12 protein-coding genes are annotated in these 16,582 nt (G+C 36.3%); 1 reads left to right on the top strand and 11 read right to left on the bottom strand.

The features are described from left to right. Positions 1–18 precede the first annotated feature (18 nt). The 11 genes from ABE048_RS09180 to gltB form a co-directional block, all read right to left on the bottom strand. Entirely contained in the window at positions 19–843 is an 825-nt protein-coding gene (locus tag ABE048_RS09180; RefSeq protein ID WP_430310808.1) for a sulfite exporter TauE/SafE family protein, read from the bottom strand. A 2-nt stretch (positions 844–845) separates the two neighbouring features. Further along, entirely contained in the window at positions 846–1,700 is an 855-nt protein-coding gene (locus ABE048_RS09175) for a DUF72 domain-containing protein (RefSeq protein ID WP_430310806.1), read from the bottom strand. 155 nt (positions 1,701–1,855) lie between these two features. Continuing rightward, a complete protein-coding gene (locus ABE048_RS09170; protein ID WP_430310805.1) occupies positions 1,856–2,227 on the bottom strand; it encodes a VOC family protein in 372 nt (123 codons plus the stop codon). Positions 2,228–2,492: 265 nt separating this feature from the next. Then, positions 2,493–2,963, bottom strand: coding sequence for a DUF3995 domain-containing protein (locus tag ABE048_RS09165; RefSeq protein ID WP_430310803.1), 471 nt, complete (start codon positions 2,961–2,963; stop codon positions 2,493–2,495). 273 nt (positions 2,964–3,236) lie between these two features. Further along, positions 3,237–4,634 (bottom strand): Fe-S cluster assembly protein SufB, encoded by a 1,398-nt coding sequence (gene sufB, locus ABE048_RS09160; RefSeq protein ID WP_430310802.1) that lies wholly within the window; start codon positions 4,632–4,634, stop codon positions 3,237–3,239. Between the two features lie 30 nt (positions 4,635–4,664). Further along, positions 4,665–5,102 (bottom strand): Fe-S cluster assembly sulfur transfer protein SufU, encoded by a 438-nt coding sequence (gene sufU / locus ABE048_RS09155; protein ID WP_430310800.1) that lies wholly within the window; start codon positions 5,100–5,102, stop codon positions 4,665–4,667. Beyond that, entirely contained in the window at positions 5,089–6,321 is a 1,233-nt protein-coding gene (locus ABE048_RS09150; protein WP_430310798.1) for a cysteine desulfurase, read from the bottom strand. Before ABE048_RS09150 ends, sufU begins: the two co-directional genes overlap by 14 nt. Further along, on the bottom strand, positions 6,321–7,628 hold the full coding sequence (gene sufD / locus ABE048_RS09145) for a Fe-S cluster assembly protein SufD (protein WP_430310797.1): 1,308 nt from the start codon (positions 7,626–7,628) through the stop codon (positions 6,321–6,323). Before sufD ends, ABE048_RS09150 begins: the two co-directional genes overlap by 1 nt. Positions 7,629–7,646: 18 nt before the next feature. Further along, positions 7,647–8,429 carry a Fe-S cluster assembly ATPase SufC gene (sufC, locus tag ABE048_RS09140; protein ID WP_430310795.1) on the bottom strand — a complete coding sequence of 261 codons (783 nt, stop codon included), beginning with the start codon at positions 8,427–8,429 and terminating at the stop codon, positions 7,647–7,649. A 982-nt stretch (positions 8,430–9,411) separates the two neighbouring features. Beyond that, entirely contained in the window at positions 9,412–10,893 is a 1,482-nt protein-coding gene (locus ABE048_RS09135; RefSeq protein ID WP_430310793.1) for a glutamate synthase subunit beta, read from the bottom strand. Between the two features lie 15 nt (positions 10,894–10,908). Beyond that, positions 10,909–15,426 (bottom strand): glutamate synthase large subunit, encoded by a 4,518-nt coding sequence (gene gltB / locus ABE048_RS09130; protein ID WP_430310791.1) that lies wholly within the window; start codon positions 15,424–15,426, stop codon positions 10,909–10,911. Between the two features lie 123 nt (positions 15,427–15,549). On the opposite strand from gltB, the gene ABE048_RS09125 reads away from it, so the two are divergent. Next, the gene (locus ABE048_RS09125; RefSeq protein ID WP_430310784.1) at positions 15,550–16,452 is read left to right on the top strand and encodes a LysR family transcriptional regulator; all 903 of its coding nucleotides are present in this window, start codon (positions 15,550–15,552) and stop codon (positions 16,450–16,452) included. Positions 16,453–16,582 lie beyond the last annotated feature (130 nt).

Below are 16,582 nucleotides of genomic sequence, written 5' to 3'. Positions count from 1 at the left end.
GAAGACACCTCTCTAAGCTCAGAATAATCCTTCATAAATGGAGCGTATTCCGAGTATCAATAATATAATACGTAAAATAAGTACAAGTGTATTAGAATTGATTTTCTGGTTCAATGCAGCTCCTATTTTTGCTCCTATGTAAGCTGCAGGTATAACAGCTATTGTATATAACCATGGTACATGTCCGAAATAAATATGACTCACTGAATTTACGATTGATGATAAAAATACCATGAACATAGATGTAGCAACGGCCACATGTGGAGGAAATAAAAATAGGATGATCATTGCTGGTACAATCATCGATCCTCCACCAATTCCAAATAAGCCTGATGCAAAACCAATTCCAAAAGTTAGTAATAATGCAAACCAAATTGGATAGCCATAAACATATGTTTTACCATCCTTTGGATCAATAAAAGTTTGTTCCTTGCCATGTTTTACAAACCATTGTACAGGCTTAATATGATCCCGAATAAGTAATATGATTGCTAAAATTATAAGTAATATACCAAAGTATAAGTTAAACGATGGCAAATCTATTCCTTTATTAACATAAGCACCTAATATTGTCCCAGGTACACTTCCTATAAAGAAAATAAACCCACTCCTATAATCAATGGTTTTCGATTTCATATACGATAGTGTAGAAGCTAAACCTGTAGCAATCATCATAACAACAGATATACCGACTACTTTTTGCGGTGTTAATTCTGGAATCATACCAAGAGTTAATCCAATAAACAATGTTGCGGGAACTAAAATAGCTCCTCCACCTAATCCAACAAGTGCGCCAATTATTCCTGAGCATAAACCGATTACAGCCAATAATACATATTCCATTATTATTCTCCTTCAAAAAAATCTAATTGTTTCGGGGATAAATTATGATATTTAATACCGAGCATATTCTGTAATGTCTTTGCATTCGATGCTGCATGCAATCCGGAGTTATTATTAAATAATACATAGACCTCTTTTGCATCATTTTGTAATGCTTCTACTATTTCCTTTAAACCGATAAGCTCTTCATTTGTATAATCATATAAAAAACGAACTTTTCTCCATTGTTCGTTATTACCGGGATTACGCCATCCATGTACGTTACGCCCATGAATACGCAATAATACCTTTTCACCTGTTGTAACTGGAACTATAGGTACAGAACCTTCTCCCGCTTGTGGTTCATCACAAACAGTATGAAAAAGTTCCTGCTGTCTTAAAAAATTCAATGTGCCATCCATAAATTGCTCATTATACCAAGTACGATTGCGAAATTCAATTGCGATTGGAAATTCGGAAAGCTGTTGTTTAATGTACCGGATATATTGGACATTCTTTTGTTGACAATCAAACCAAGGAGGAAATTGGACAAGAACGAGGGCTAATTTACCTGCCTTCATAAATGTATGTATTGATTCTTTAAAAACGTTAAACATGTCTTGTCTAGTTTCGTAAGGATTTTCATCACGTAAATGTCCTGTCATACCCTGATACGCTTTCACCACAAACTGAAAATGCTCTGGTGTTTTATTAATCCATTTTTTCACATTATCTACAGATGGTATGGAATAGAAAGAGGTATCTAATTCGACAACTGGAAAATGACCACTATAATCGAACAACTTATCTCTAGATGAAGATGTTTGACTATATAAACTTGGATGATCTCCCCATCCTGTTAAGCCGATATGTATCATTGCTCTCCCTCCAATCTGCTAAGTATATTTATCATATCATAGCAAATTAAAGGAACTATATTAAATATTTGGGTAGCTATCAAAAGCAAAGACTTGATCAATCAAAAAAGAGATATAACTGCAAATGATACTTTGCTGTGTATATCTCTTTCATCTTATTGATTAATACTTGTACCAAAACCGATTAAATATCCATCTAAATCACGAATTGCAAATTCTCTTAACCTTTCCCCTTCTATTACACTTTCTTTTGGATAATAGGCAAAAAGGGCTCCATGCAATTTTGCTTCTTTAAATATAGTATCTAATCTCTCTTCATCTTCCACATAACTAAAAACATTCCACAAATTCCGATTTGGTTTTACATCTTCAATTTTTTCCGCTTGTACTAGCTTTATAGACAATCCACAATCTTCACGAAAAAGAATACCATCAATATCTTCACAGCTTAATACTGTATGATAGAAGAGTCTTGATAATTCTATATCTGAAACAAGTAGTACACTCACGGATGACATTAAATGCATAGGAAACTCTACACCCCATTATACATAATTCGCATCTTAGTTCTGAATAATCAGAACACTTCCACTATTATATCTTACCATAATTCTGCTATTTTATGTTTTTTTTTATAAAAAAAGAGAAAAAAACGATGATTTTTAATAAGATTTTTTAGTTGTCGGATTACTAGATACTGTTGATATCATAAAAACTTTTAGGCTTATCTTATTTACAGATTTGAATATGAAGTTAGACTCCATCATTCACCTAAATTCAAAGGAATGTTATTTAAGATAATATGTTTACCTTCTTGAACCCAATTGCAGAGAGTATAAAAAAAACTCCTCCAATCATCCAAAAAGGCTCCCAAAAAAAGAGTCTCCACTTTAGAGCAAAGCTGTCAATCTGAAGAGATAACAGACCAATACTTGAAAGAATAAGGGAGATAAAGTTTGCCAAACCGTATAAAGATAAAAAGATTCCTGCTATTAAAGTTAAAAAATATAAAAAACGATTTGTTCTATTAGACCATTGTCTTAATAGTAAAAGTAAAAACAAACCTCCACATAACTTAACGAATCCAGTAAACCAAACTATTGCTATAAAAGACGATTCTCTTTCTATGGCTTTTTTATAGATTGATCCTCCTAATGATTTTACGCCTATCATACCTCCACCAGCCCAGTAAAAGCTTATTAGCGCAAACAGGAAACACCAAATGAATCCAGCAAAGATATAAATTCTTTTAGTCTGAATCATTTCTATCCTCACTTTTCCCTCTAAATATAAAAACAAACACGAATGTAGACTTGGATTACTTTTTGCAATTTGTTTAATATTTTATTTAACTCTACAAACAACAGCAGCTACTTATTTGCATGTAACAAAAAAGTAGAAATCACCTCAATTAATAAGTTTGAAACCTATTTGAAAGAGATGAAATCTACTCTAAAAAATCCTAAAATGAAATTTTTGTGGTCAAAGCATTATTTAATAACGCTTGAAGCCTTTGTAAACATTGGAATTACTGGACTAACCAATAGAACCTTCCATTTCGAATTTGATTAATCTATTCATTTCTACTGCATATTCCATTGGAAGTTCTTTAGTGAATGGTTCGATGAAGCCCATTACGATCATTTCTGTTGCTTCTTGTTCAGAAACACCGCGACTCATCAAGTAGAATAATTGTTCTTCTGACACTTTTGAAACTTTCGCTTCGTGTTCAAGAGCAATTTGGTCATTCATTACTTCATTGTATGGAATTGTATCAGATGTAGATTGGTTATCCATGATTAACGTATCACATTCAACATTCGCACGCGCATTTATCGCTTTTTTACCAAATTTCACTTGACCACGATATGTTACGTTACCACCGTGTTTTGAAATGGATTTAGAAACGATTGTTGAAGATGTATTTGGAGCTAAATGAATCATTTTTGCACCTGTATCTTGGTTTTGACCACGACCTGCGATAGCAATTGATAATGTCAAACCACGAGCGCCTTCACCTTTTAAGATACAAGCTGGGTATTTCATCGTAAGTTTAGAACCGATGTTACCGTCAATCCATTCCATTGTGGCATTTTCTTCACATGTAGCACGTTTTGTAACTAAGTTATACACGTTATTTGCCCAGTTTTGGATTGTTGTATAACGGCAATAAGCATCTTTTTTGATGATGATTTCTACAACCGCACTGTGTAGTGAACTTGTTGTATAAACTGGGGCAGTACATCCTTCAACGTAATGTACACTTGCGCCTTCATCAACAATGATCAACGTACGTTCAAATTGACCCATGTTTTCTGAGTTAATACGGAAGTAAGCTTGAAGTGGAGTTTCAAGTTTTACACCTTTTGGAACATAGATAAACGAACCACCAGACCATACAGCTGAGTTTAATGCTGCAAATTTGTTGTCATGTGGTGGAATCGATTTACCAAAGTATTCTTTGAATAAATCTTCATTTTCACGAAGAGCCGAATCAGTATCTTTAAACACAACACCTAATGCTTCAAGTTCTTCTTTCATGTTATGGTAAACAACTTCTGATTCGTATTGTGCTGAAACACCAGCAAGGTATTTTTGTTCTGCTTCAGGAATACCTAGTTTATCGAATGTTGCTTTGATTTCTTCTGGTACTTCATCCCAAGATTTTTGAGTTGCTTCAGATGGTTTTACATAGTAAGTAATTTCATCGAAGTTAAGTCCAGATAAATCGCCACCCCATTGTGGCATTGGTTTTGAATAGAAAATGTCCAATGATTTTAGACGGAAATCTAACATCCATTGTGGCTCATTTTTCATTTTAGAAATTTCTTTTACGATTTCAGGAGTTAGCCCACGTTCTGTACGGAAAATGGATACGTCTTTATCATGGAAGCCGTACTCGTAATCGCCAATTTCAGGCATTTGTTTAGCCATTTTTTCTCCTCCGTTCTAGAGTTAAATCTATTATAAGTTAGATTCTTTAATACCTTTTTCCATTGCTTTCCAAGAAAGCGTCGCACATTTAATACGTGCTGGGAATTGAGAAACACCCGATAGTGCTTCCACATCTCCAAGGTCTAGTGAATCATCATGTTCGTGTCCAAGCATCATTTCTGAGAAGACATGCGCTAATTCAACAGCTTCTTCAGTAGTTTTTCCTTTAATAGCTTGCGTCATCATAGAAGCAGAAGACATAGAGATTGAGCAGCCTTCACCTTCAAATTTCGCATCGACTACAATACCATCTTCAACCTGTAAAGATAAGTGTATGCGATCCCCACAAGTAGGGTTATTCATATCGATTGAAACATTAGAATCATCAATAACACCTTTGTTACGTGGTTTTTTATAATGATCCATAATGACAGAACGATATAGTTGATCTAGTTTATTCATTGACATTAGCAAAATACTCCTTCGCAGTGCGCAACCCTTCAACAAGTCGATCAATATCAGCTTCAGTATTATATACGTAGAAGCTAGCACGAGCTGTCGCTGTACATTCAAGCCATTTCATCAATGGCTGAGCACAATGGTGTCCTGCACGAACAGCAATACCTTCCATATCAAGTATTGTTGCAACATCATGAGGATGAACGCCATCTATATTAAATGTCACAAGTCCAGAACGTTTCGTTGGATCATGTGGACCATAGATAGATACTCCATCGATTGCGCTTAATTGCTCAATCGCGTAACGAGATAAATTATGCTCATGTTCGATGATATTGTCCATACCAATTTCTTCTAAGAAATCAATAGCTGCGCCTAAACCAATTGCTCCAGCAATATTAGGTGTTCCACCTTCAAATTTATAAGGAAGGTCAGCCCATGTTGATTCATATAAACCGACAATACTGATCATTTCACCACCAAAATCAAGTGGTTCCATGTTTTCTAGGTGCTCTTTTTTACCATATAATACACCAATACCAGTTGGTCCACACATTTTATGTCCAGAAAAAGCTAAGAAATCACAATCTAAATCTTGAACATCTGTTTTAAAATGTGGCACACCTTGCGCTCCATCAACTACTATAACTGCACCATGTGCATGTGCAACAGCAGCAATTTCTTTAATTGGGTTCACAGTTCCTAGAACGTTAGAAGCAAATGCAATTGAAACAATTTTTGTTTGATCTGTAATTGCTTCTTTTACTTTGTCCATCGATAATGTGCCATCTGGATTCATATCAATATATTTAAGTGTTGCATTTTTTTCTTTCGCTAATTGTTGCCATGGAATTAAGTTAGAGTGATGTTCCATGTAAGTGATGACGATTTCATCGCCTTCACCTACATTTGCACGTCCAAAACTTGAAGCAACCATATTTATACTATCAGTTGTACCTCTAGTAAAGATAATTTCTTCAGTTGACTTCGCATTGATAAACTTACGAACTTTTTCACGTGCTCCTTCATAAGCATCTGTTGCACGATTACCTAATGTATGCACACCACGGTGAACATTAGAGTTCTCAGCTTCGTAATAATGTTTTACTGCTTCTAAAACTTGGATAGGCTTTTGTGTTGTTGCAGCACTATCTAGATATACTAGTGGGTGTCCATTAACTTCCTGATCTAATATAGGGAAATAGCTTTTAATATTTGTTTTTATCATTAGCGAACTTTCCTTTCAATGACCTCCGTCAGTTGTTTTCTAACACCTTCGATAGGTAATTTATTTACAACTGGTGCAAGGAATCCATGAATTACTAAACGTTCAGCTTCTGCTTTAGAGATACCGCGACTCATTAAATAATACAATTGAATTGGATCAACGCGACCAACAGAAGCAGCATGTCCTGCAGTAACATCATCTTCATCAATTAATAGAATTGGGTTAGCATCGCCACGAGCGTCTTTGCTTAACATTAGAACGCGAGATTCTTGTTCAGCATTAGCTTTTGTAGCACCATGTTCAATTTTACCAATACCATTGAAAATACCACGAGCTGATTCTTTCATAACACCATGAGTTAAAATATAGCCATTTGAAGCTTTACCCCAGTGTCTAACTTCAGTTGTGAAGTTTTGACTTTGTTCTCCGCGACCAACTACTACAGATTTTGCATCTGCAAAAGAGCCATCACCTTTTAAGTATGTGATATTTTCTGAAATTGTATCGCTATCATTCATCAAACCAAGTGCCCACTCAACTTTAGCATCGCGATGTAAAATACCACGGCGATTTACATAAGTAGTGAAACCTTTTGCAAGAACATCAACAGCACCAAATGTTACTTGAGCATTATCATTTGCGATTACTTCTGCAATAAGATTAGCTTGTCCTTTTGCTTCTGGAACTGTAGAAAGATAGTTTTCTACATAAGTAACTGAACTGTTTGCTTCTGCAACGATTAATACGTGGTTATATAATGATGCTTCTACATTGTCATGTAGGAAAACAGCTTGAAGTGGTTCTTCTACAATGACATTTTTAGGAATGTATACAAACACTCCGCCATTTACTAATGCTGCATGTAAAGCAGTTAGTTTATGTTGATCTACTTTTACGCCTTCAGTCATAAAATATTTTTGTACTAGTTCGCTATGTTCGCGAGCTGCTGTTAAAATATCTGTCATAATGACACCTTTTGATGCTAATTCATCAGAAAGTTGTAAAAAAGCAGGTGTGTTGTTATGTTGAATATAAACATTTTGTTGACCTTCAACATCGACAATTGCTTTTACTTCTTCTGGAAGTTCTTCAAGAGAAGCAAATGTTGTACTTTCAACTGTATGTGTAGGAAATTCTGTAAAGTTCCATTTTTCAACATTTGTTTTATCTGGTTTTATCATTGGTAGCGTTTCTACGTCCGCTAATGCACGTTCACGAAGCTCAGTCAACCAGCTAGGTTCATTGTTAGCTTCAGAGAAAGAGCGTACATCTTGAGCGGTTACAGATAATTTTGTTTCAACCGTCATGTTTGCTCGTCCTCCTTATTATGCTTCTTGTCCTGTTGTTTCTTCGTCTTCGATACCTAATTCTTTTTTAATCCAGTCGTAACCTTCAGCTTCAAGTTTTTCTGCTAATTCAGCACCACCTGAACGAACTACTTTACCTTGCATCATGATATGAATATGATCAGGAGTGATATAGTTAAGTAAACGTTGATAGTGAGTGATCATTAAGCAACCAAAGCCTTCACCACGCATAGCATTGATACCTTTTGATACTACTTTAAGAGCATCGATATCAAGACCAGAGTCAATTTCATCTAAGATTGCAAACTTAGGTTTTAACATCATTAATTGAAGAATTTCGTTACGTTTCTTTTCACCACCAGAGAAACCTTCGTTTAAGTAACGTTGGCCCATTTCTTCTGGCATTTCTAAGAATTCCATTTTTCCATCTAATTCACGGATGAATTTCATTAGAGATACTTCGTTACCTTCGCCACGACGAGCATTGATAGCTGAACGTAAGAAATCAGCATTTGTAACACCAGTAATTTCTGATGGGTATTGCATTGCTAGGAATAGACCTGCTTTAGCACGTTCATCTACTTCCATTTCAAGTACATCTTCACCATCTAAAGTGATAGAACCTGAAGTAACTTCATATTTTGGGTGACCCATGATAGCTGAAGCTAAAGTAGATTTACCAGTACCATTTGGTCCCATGATTGCATGAATTTCGTTTGTATTGAGTGATAAGTTAACACCCTTTAAAATCTCTTTACCGTCGATAGCGACGTGAAGATCTTTGATGACTAATGTTGACATTCTATTACCTCCATTTAATTTCAATGAAATGAATGCTTACCCATTTCTAATTTAATATCATTCTAATTTTAGCTTAAAAAAAAGCCCTTTGCAAATCATTTGAAAATGTTTCTCAATTTAATCTAAGAGTGTTGGTATATATCTATTCTGAAACCTATAAGACTCGTTGGTTTAAGTGTTTATTGAAAATGGATTGATTTTCAATAGAAGTATTTTAATTGAGAATGGATTTCACTACGGCGGAAGTAGAAACATATTTTTACTGTAAATTTATGTATTTCTATTATCAATACGGAGCAATATTCTTATTTAGTTATATACAAAGATATTGCAAATACACGAAAATGATACATCACGCTACATAATTCGACGTTTAGAATTTTATATTCTAAAGCAATTCTATAGTATTTATATTAATTGTTCTATGAAATTTTAAGATAAGATTTTGAAAGCTATCAGTTGATGGACGACGGCACTAGAAAAAAGAATTTCTAATTTAGTTCAGTATAATTCCACTATTGAATGAAGTGGAATTAGCTCCGCTTTCCGTGACAAGCGGCAAACTCTAATTGCGTTTAGGGTACTGAAAAGTGTTTAAATATAAATATTAACAGTATTAATCTGTTTTCTGCATGATGTGGAATTAGCTTCGCTTTCCGCGGGCGAACCGACGAGCCTCCTCGCTGAGCTGCGGGGTCTCATCTGGCTCGCTTTCCCGCAGGAGTCTTCGCTAATTCCACATCAACAAGGATGGCTATACAAGATTTTCATTATAAGTTGTCGTCTATTTTTTCTTTTTCAGTGTTCGAGCACTAACAAAAGAGTATGCACAAAGAAAAAGGGAAAAAGAATAGCAACAATTTTAATATAGAATAGTATTCAAAATCACTATTTTACCAAAAAGAAAAAGCTATCCCCTTTCTATTAAAAATGCCTCAACTTCGAAACATTTCAAACAGGAGATAGCTTTTCTTCCTATATATTATTGCACGATGGCTTGTGCAAGGAGATATGCATTTACGCTTTCTGCTACATTTCTTCCTTCATTAATAGCCCAAACAATTAAACTTTGACCACGTCTTGCATCGCCAGCTGCAAAAACACCCTCTACATTTGTTGAATATGTTTTTCCGTTGGCTTTAATTCGATTATTTGTGATTTGGACACCAAATTGTTCTGCAATTCCATGTTCAGTACCTTCAAAGCCAATTGCTACAAAGACATAGTCAGCAGGCCAAACTTTTTCAGTTCCTGGTAGTTCATTGAAGTAAACATAGCCATCATCGCTAATCATTTTTTCCATTTGAATTGTATGCAATTCTTTTACTCGTCCATTGCTATCAGCAACAATTTTCTTTGTTTGGATACAATATTCACGAGGATCACGACCATATTTTGCATCTGCTTCTGCATAAGCATAATCCAATTTATAAACTTGCGGATTTGTTGGCCAAGGGTTATCAGAATCACGATTTTCAGGTAACTGTGGATGCTTACCAAATTGGAAGACCGTTTTACATTTTTGACGAATAGCCGTTGCCACACAGTCAGCACCAGTATCTCCTCCACCAATGACAATAACATTCTTTCCTTTTGTATCCAAGAATTGACCATCTTCAAAATTAGAATTTAGTAAACTTTTAGTTGTAGAAGTTAAATAATCCATTGCAAGAACAACACCTTCTGATTCGCTCCCTTCCATATGAAGGTGGCGTTGTTTTGTTGCTCCTGTGCAAAGAATGACCGCATCAAATTGAGCTTTTAATTCATCCGCTGTCACGTCTTTACCGATTTCTGTATTTAAAATAAAGTGAATACCTTCATCTGCTAGTAATTGTACACGTCTTGCTACAACTTCTTTTTCTAATTTCATATTCGGAATTCCGTAAGTTAATAAGCCACCCGCACGGTCTTCTCTTTCGAAAACTGTGACAGTATGACCTTGCTGATTTAGTTGGTCTGCCGCTGCTAAACCAGCAGGACCAGAACCAACTACAGCTACTTTTTTTCCTGAACGGTGTGCGGGAATACGAGGTGTAATCCAGCCATTTTCAAATCCTTTATCGATAATTGCTCGTTCGATACTTTTAATCGCAACTGCAGGATCTGATATAGCTAGTGTACATGATCCTTCACATGGTGCAGGACAAACTCTTCCTGTAAATTCTGGGAAGTTATTTGTTAAGAGTAGACGATCAAGAGCTTCTTTCCATTTCCCATGGTAGACTAAATCATTCCATTCAGGAATTACATTGTGAATCGGGCATCCGGCAGCAGAACCACGAATCTCCATTCCCATATGACAAAACGGTGTACCGCAATCCATACAACGAGCACCTTGGATTTGAAGAGCTTCATCTGTCAAACGCGAAGCATATTCTTTCCAATTTTTTATACGCTCTAGTGGTGGCTGTTCTTTCCCTTTTTCTCGACTGTATTCCATAAATCCAGTAGGTTTCCCCATCTAGAACTCCTCCTTTTACTTATTGGAAAGCACTAAATCCTTTTTAGGTGAATTTGCTAAAAATGCTTTCATCGTTGCTTGGTCTTCTGATAATCCTTGTGCTTCATATTCGCTAATACGGTCTAACATTTTTTTATAATCTGTAGGAACTACTTTAATAAAGCGAACTATATATTTTGCCCAGTTATTTAAAATTTGTTTTGCTTTTGTACTTTCTGTGTAGTGAACATGTTGTTCTAAGAGTTGGTGAAGAATTGCCTCATCTTCTTTAGAATGAATACCTTCGAAACCAATCATTTCTGTGTTACATTTTGCTTTGAATTCTTGGATATCTTCTGGTAATACATAAGCAATACCACCTGACATACCAGCTCCGAAGTTTTTACCTACATTGCCTAAGATAACAACACGGCCACCTGTCATGTATTCACAGCCATGATCTCCGATACCTTCAACTACAACATTTGCACCACTATTACGAACTGCGAAACGTTCTCCGGCACGACCATTAATGTAAGCTTCACCACTAGTTGCACCATACAAGCAAACGTTTCCTGCAATAACATTTGTTTCTGCCTGTCCTCGTACTGGTGAGCTTACAACAACTTTCCCGCCAGACAATCCTTTGCCGAAGTAATCATTTGTATCACCCTCAACATGCATTAACATTCCTCTTGGAATAAATGCACCGAAGCTTTGACCAGCAGAACCAGTAAAGTTCAATGTAATGGTATCGTCCGCAAGCCCTCTCGCACCATAACGTTTTGAAATTTCACTACCAACAATTGTTCCGACAACTCGGTCTGTATTTTTGATTGGATAATGCAATGAAATTGATTTTTCTTCGATAATTGATTCTTCGACTTTCCCTAAGATTTCACGTAAATCTAGAGATTCGTCGATTTTATGATTTTGTTGCACTTGTTTTGTTCTTGTTCCTTCCACTTGATGGAGGATTGCTGCTAGATCTAATTGGCCGGCCTTCCAATGCTCTTTTGCTCGATTGCTTACTTCTAAGACATCTGTGCGTCCAACCATTTCTTCAAAAGTTCTAAAACCAAGCATCGCCATATATTCTCGTACTTCTTCTGCTACAAACATCATAAAGTTTACGACATGGTCTGCTGTACCCATGAATTTTTTTCGTAGTTCAGGGTTTTGTGTAGCAATACCGACTGGGCATGTATCTAAATGACAAGCACGCATCATAACACATCCAAGTACTATTAACGGAGCAGTTGCAAAGCCAAATTCTTCTGCTCCAAATAGCGCTGCCATGACAACATCTTTCCCTGTCATTAATTTACCATCTGTTTCAAGGGTTACACGGTCACGAAGTCCATTTAACATTAGCGTTTGGTGAGCTTCTGATAATCCTAATTCCCATGGTAGGCCTGTGTGCTTAATACTTGTTTTTGGTGATGCTCCTGTACCACCATCATAACCACTAATAACAATCACATCTGCTGCACCCTTCGCTACACCTGCAGCAATTGTACCTACACCTGATTTTGCTACGAGTTTTACACTGATTCGAGCATCGCGATTTGCATTTTTTAAATCATGAATTAATTCAGCCATGTCTTCAATTGAGTAAATATCATGATGTGGTGGTGGTGAAATTAGACCTACACCTGTTGTTGAACCTCGAACATCAGCAACCCAAGGATAAACCTTGTTACCTGGGAGTTGACCACCTTCACCTGGTTTTGCACCTTGTGCCATTTTGATTTGTAACTCATCTGCATTGACTAAATAGTGGCTGTTCACACCAAATCGACCAGAAGCAATTTGCTTAATTGAGCTTCTACGATTATCGCCATTTTCATCTAGTTCATAGCGATTTGGATGTTCTCCACCTTCACCACTATTACTTTTACCACCAATTCGATTCATCGCAATTGCTAGTGTTTCATGAGCTTCTTGACTAATTGAGCCAAAAGACATAGCACCAGTTTTAAAGCGTTTGACGATAGATTCTACGGATTCTACTTCTTCTAAAGGAATTGTATATTCAGACTTTTTAAAGGTTAATAGATTTCTTAAGAAACCAATTTGTTCTTCGTTAGCCATCTCAGAGAACTGATGGAATAACCCAAGGTCACCTTTACGAGTAGCTTGTTGCAATGTATGGATCGTTTTTGGATTGAATGCATGATGTTCTCCTGAGCTTCTCCATTGGAAATCACTACCTGCTGGTAATACACAATCAATCGATTTAACCGCTTCTCTATGTTTCTTCAAAGCTTCTGTAGCAATCGTTGGTAAATCAATACCCCCTAGTTTTGATACAGTTCCTGTGAAGTATTTTTCAATCACTTCTTTACTAATACCGACTGCTTCAAAGATTTGCGCTCCACGGTAACTTTGTACTGTTGAAATCCCCATTTTGGACATTACTTTTACAACGCCCTCTGCAGTTGCCTTTACGTAACGTTTAACTGCTTCTTCATAGCTATAATTGATATGGCCATCCTCAATTGCTTTAGCCACTGTAGCATACGCTAAATATGGATAAATGGCATCAACGCCATAACCGATTAACGCTGCAAAGTGATGGACTTCTCTTGTTTCACCAGTTTCAACAATGATACTTACTTTTGTACGTTGACCTGTTTTTACAAGATATTGGTGTACACTACTTGCCGCAAGTAAAATTGGAATCATTGGCGTATTTACGCTTAAAGCTTTATCTGATAAAACTAGCAATTGAACCCCTTTTGCAATTGCTTCATCTACTTCTTTTGCTAATCTCGCTAAATCTTCTTCTAAATCTTCTGACATTTCAAGGTCTATAACAGTCATATCGAATGGATCCTGTGTTTTTAGCTTTTGGAATTGACTGTTCGTCAACACAGGTGTTTCCAAAAAGATTCGACGACAATTTTCTGCACTTGGATGTAGTAAATCCCCTTCTGCCCCAAGAAGTGTCATCGTTGAAGTCACAATATGCTCACGAATCGAATCAATTGGAGGGTTTGTTACTTGTGCAAATAATTGTTTGAAGTAATTAAATAACGATTGTGGTTTGTCAGATAAGACAGCTAGTGGTGCATCATTCCCCATTGAACCAAGCGGATCTTTTCCTCCTGCCACCATTGGTACGATATACTTTTGTACGTCCTCATGTGTATAACCAAACATTTTCTGTCTGAATAGTAAGTCATTTATTTCTTCAGGTTGTTCTTCTGAAGGGTCAACCACAACTAGGTTTTCTTCTAACCACCCAGTATAAGGTTTTTCCTGTGCCATTTCAGATTTTAATTCGTCATCTGAAATAATCCGTCCTTGTTCTAAATCAACAAGCAACATTTTCCCCGGACTTAATCGTTCTTTGTAAACAATATTCTCTTCCTCTATATCAACTACACCAACTTCTGAAGAGAAGATAATGTAATCATCCTTTGTGACATAATAGCGTGCAGGTCGTAAACCATTACGATCTAATATCGCACCAATTTGTTTGCCATCTGTGAAGCAAATAGCTGTTGGCCCATCCCAAGGTTCCATTAAACAGCTTTGGTATTGATAAAACGCCTTTTTCTCATCCGAAATATGTGGATTCTCTGTCCACGGTTCTGGAATCATCATCATTGCTGTTTGTGCAGGTGTACGACCAGCTAATACGAAAAATTCAAACGCATTATCTAGCATTGATGAATCGCTACCGTTTTGGTCAATAATTGGCAACACTTTATCTAGGTCTTCCCCAAAGGCCTCAGAGATAAATTGTTGCTCACGTGCTTTCATCCAGTTGATATTACCTCTTAATGTATTAATCTCACCATTATGAATAATATAACGATTAGGATGTGCACGTTCCCAAGATGGAAATGTATTTGTACTGTAACGTGAGTGTACCATTGAAAAAGCAGAAGCGAAGCGTTCATCTTGTAAATCTAGATAAAATTCAGCCACTTCTTCCGGAGTTAATAACCCTTTAAACACCATCGTTCGACTTGACATGCTCGCACAGTAAAATTCATTGTCATTTTTTTGAGCCCATAATTCTGTTTGTTTACGAATCAAATATAGTTTTCTTTCAAAAGCAAGAGAATTATTTGTATTTACAGCCTTTATAAACACTTGACGAACAACTGGTGCAGTTTCCTTCGCAATGTCGCTTAAAGGCTCAGGATTAATCGGTACAGTACGCCAGCCAAGTAATTCTTGCCCTTCTTCTGCGATGAAATCATTTAGTTTCGTTTCAATTTCCTGTTGTACTTGACGATCACTGTTAAAAAATAACATCCCTACTCCATATTGTCCTACAGCAGGTAATGTCCAATCTATGCAAACTTCTCGGAAAAAGGCATCCGGGATTTGAACCATTAATCCTGATCCATCACCTGTTTTGCCGTCACTTCCGCGACCAGCTCTATGATCTAATCTACATAACATTTCCAAGCCTTTCATCACGATGTCATGGGTCGGTTTTCCCTGCAATTGTGCGTAAAGACCGATACCGCATGCATCATGCTCAGATTGTGGAGAGTATAAACCTTGTGCTGTTGGAATTTGGTGAAATGTCATATGATTCCCTCCTCTATATATAAAAAATGACTTAAATATATTTTAGATTCTCAAATTCATATAAACAATATATAATTTGGATAGGATTAATCTATAAAATAGATAAGTAGGAGATGACATGACTTGGAATTAAGACAATTGCGTTACTTTGTTGCCGTCGCGGAGAGAGAGCATATTTCCGAAGCTGCAGAAAATCTACATGTAGCCCAATCAGCAGTAAGCCGACAAATTGCCAATTTAGAGGAAGAATTAGGCATCGAATTATTTGAGCGAGTTGGTAGAAATGTGAAATTGACACCAATCGGTAAGACTTTCCTTGAGCATACAGTTGCTGCGTTACAAGCAATTGATTTTGCCAAAAAACAAGTGGATGAATATTTGGATCCTGAAAAAGGTACGATTAAGATTGGATTTCCAACAAGTCTTGCAAGCTTTCTTTTACCAACTGTCATTTCAGCATTTAAAAAAGAACACCCTAGTGTTTCATTCCATTTAAGACAAGGATCCTATCGCTATCTCATTAACGCGGTCAAGGAACGTGAATTGAACTTAGCATTCTTAGGTCCTGTTCCTGCTAAAGATGCAACCATTGATAAAAAAATTCTGTTTACAGAAAACATCGCGGCACTAGTCCCAGATACTCATCCATTTGCAAACAGAAGTAAAATTCAATTAGCAGAGTTACGTAATGAAGGTTTTGTTTTGTTTCCAGAGGGTTACATATTAAATAAAGTTGTGGTAGAAGCATGTAAATCTGTAGGCTATACTCCAAAGATTAGCTCAGAAGGAGAAGATATGGATGCTATAAAAGGTTTAGTTGCAGCTGGTATAGGTGTAAGTCTTTTACCAGAAAGTGTATTCTATGATGCTACTCCACGAGGTACATCAAAGCTAACATTAATCGAACCGCCTTTTACACGTAACGTGGGTATTATTTATCCGATCAATCGAGAACTATCCCCTTCTGAACAAATTTTCTTGGACTTTGTTAGTAGTTTCTTTTCTAGATTATCTCAATTTAAATAAAAACGAATTAGCTTTTCTAAAATAAGAATTTTTTCTAAATAAACAACTCAATAATTTAGATAATATTTTAGTATTTACTTAGTATGCAGCTCCAGATGGCGCTTTCCGCGGGCGAGCGTTGAGCCTCCTC

It is taken from the genome of Rummeliibacillus pycnus, assembly GCF_050459865.1.
Lineage (GTDB): Bacteria > Bacillota > Bacilli > Bacillales_A > Planococcaceae > Rummeliibacillus > Rummeliibacillus pycnus_B.
Note: the sequence above shows the minus strand (reverse complement) of the source record. Positions and strands in the feature narration are given on the sequence as shown.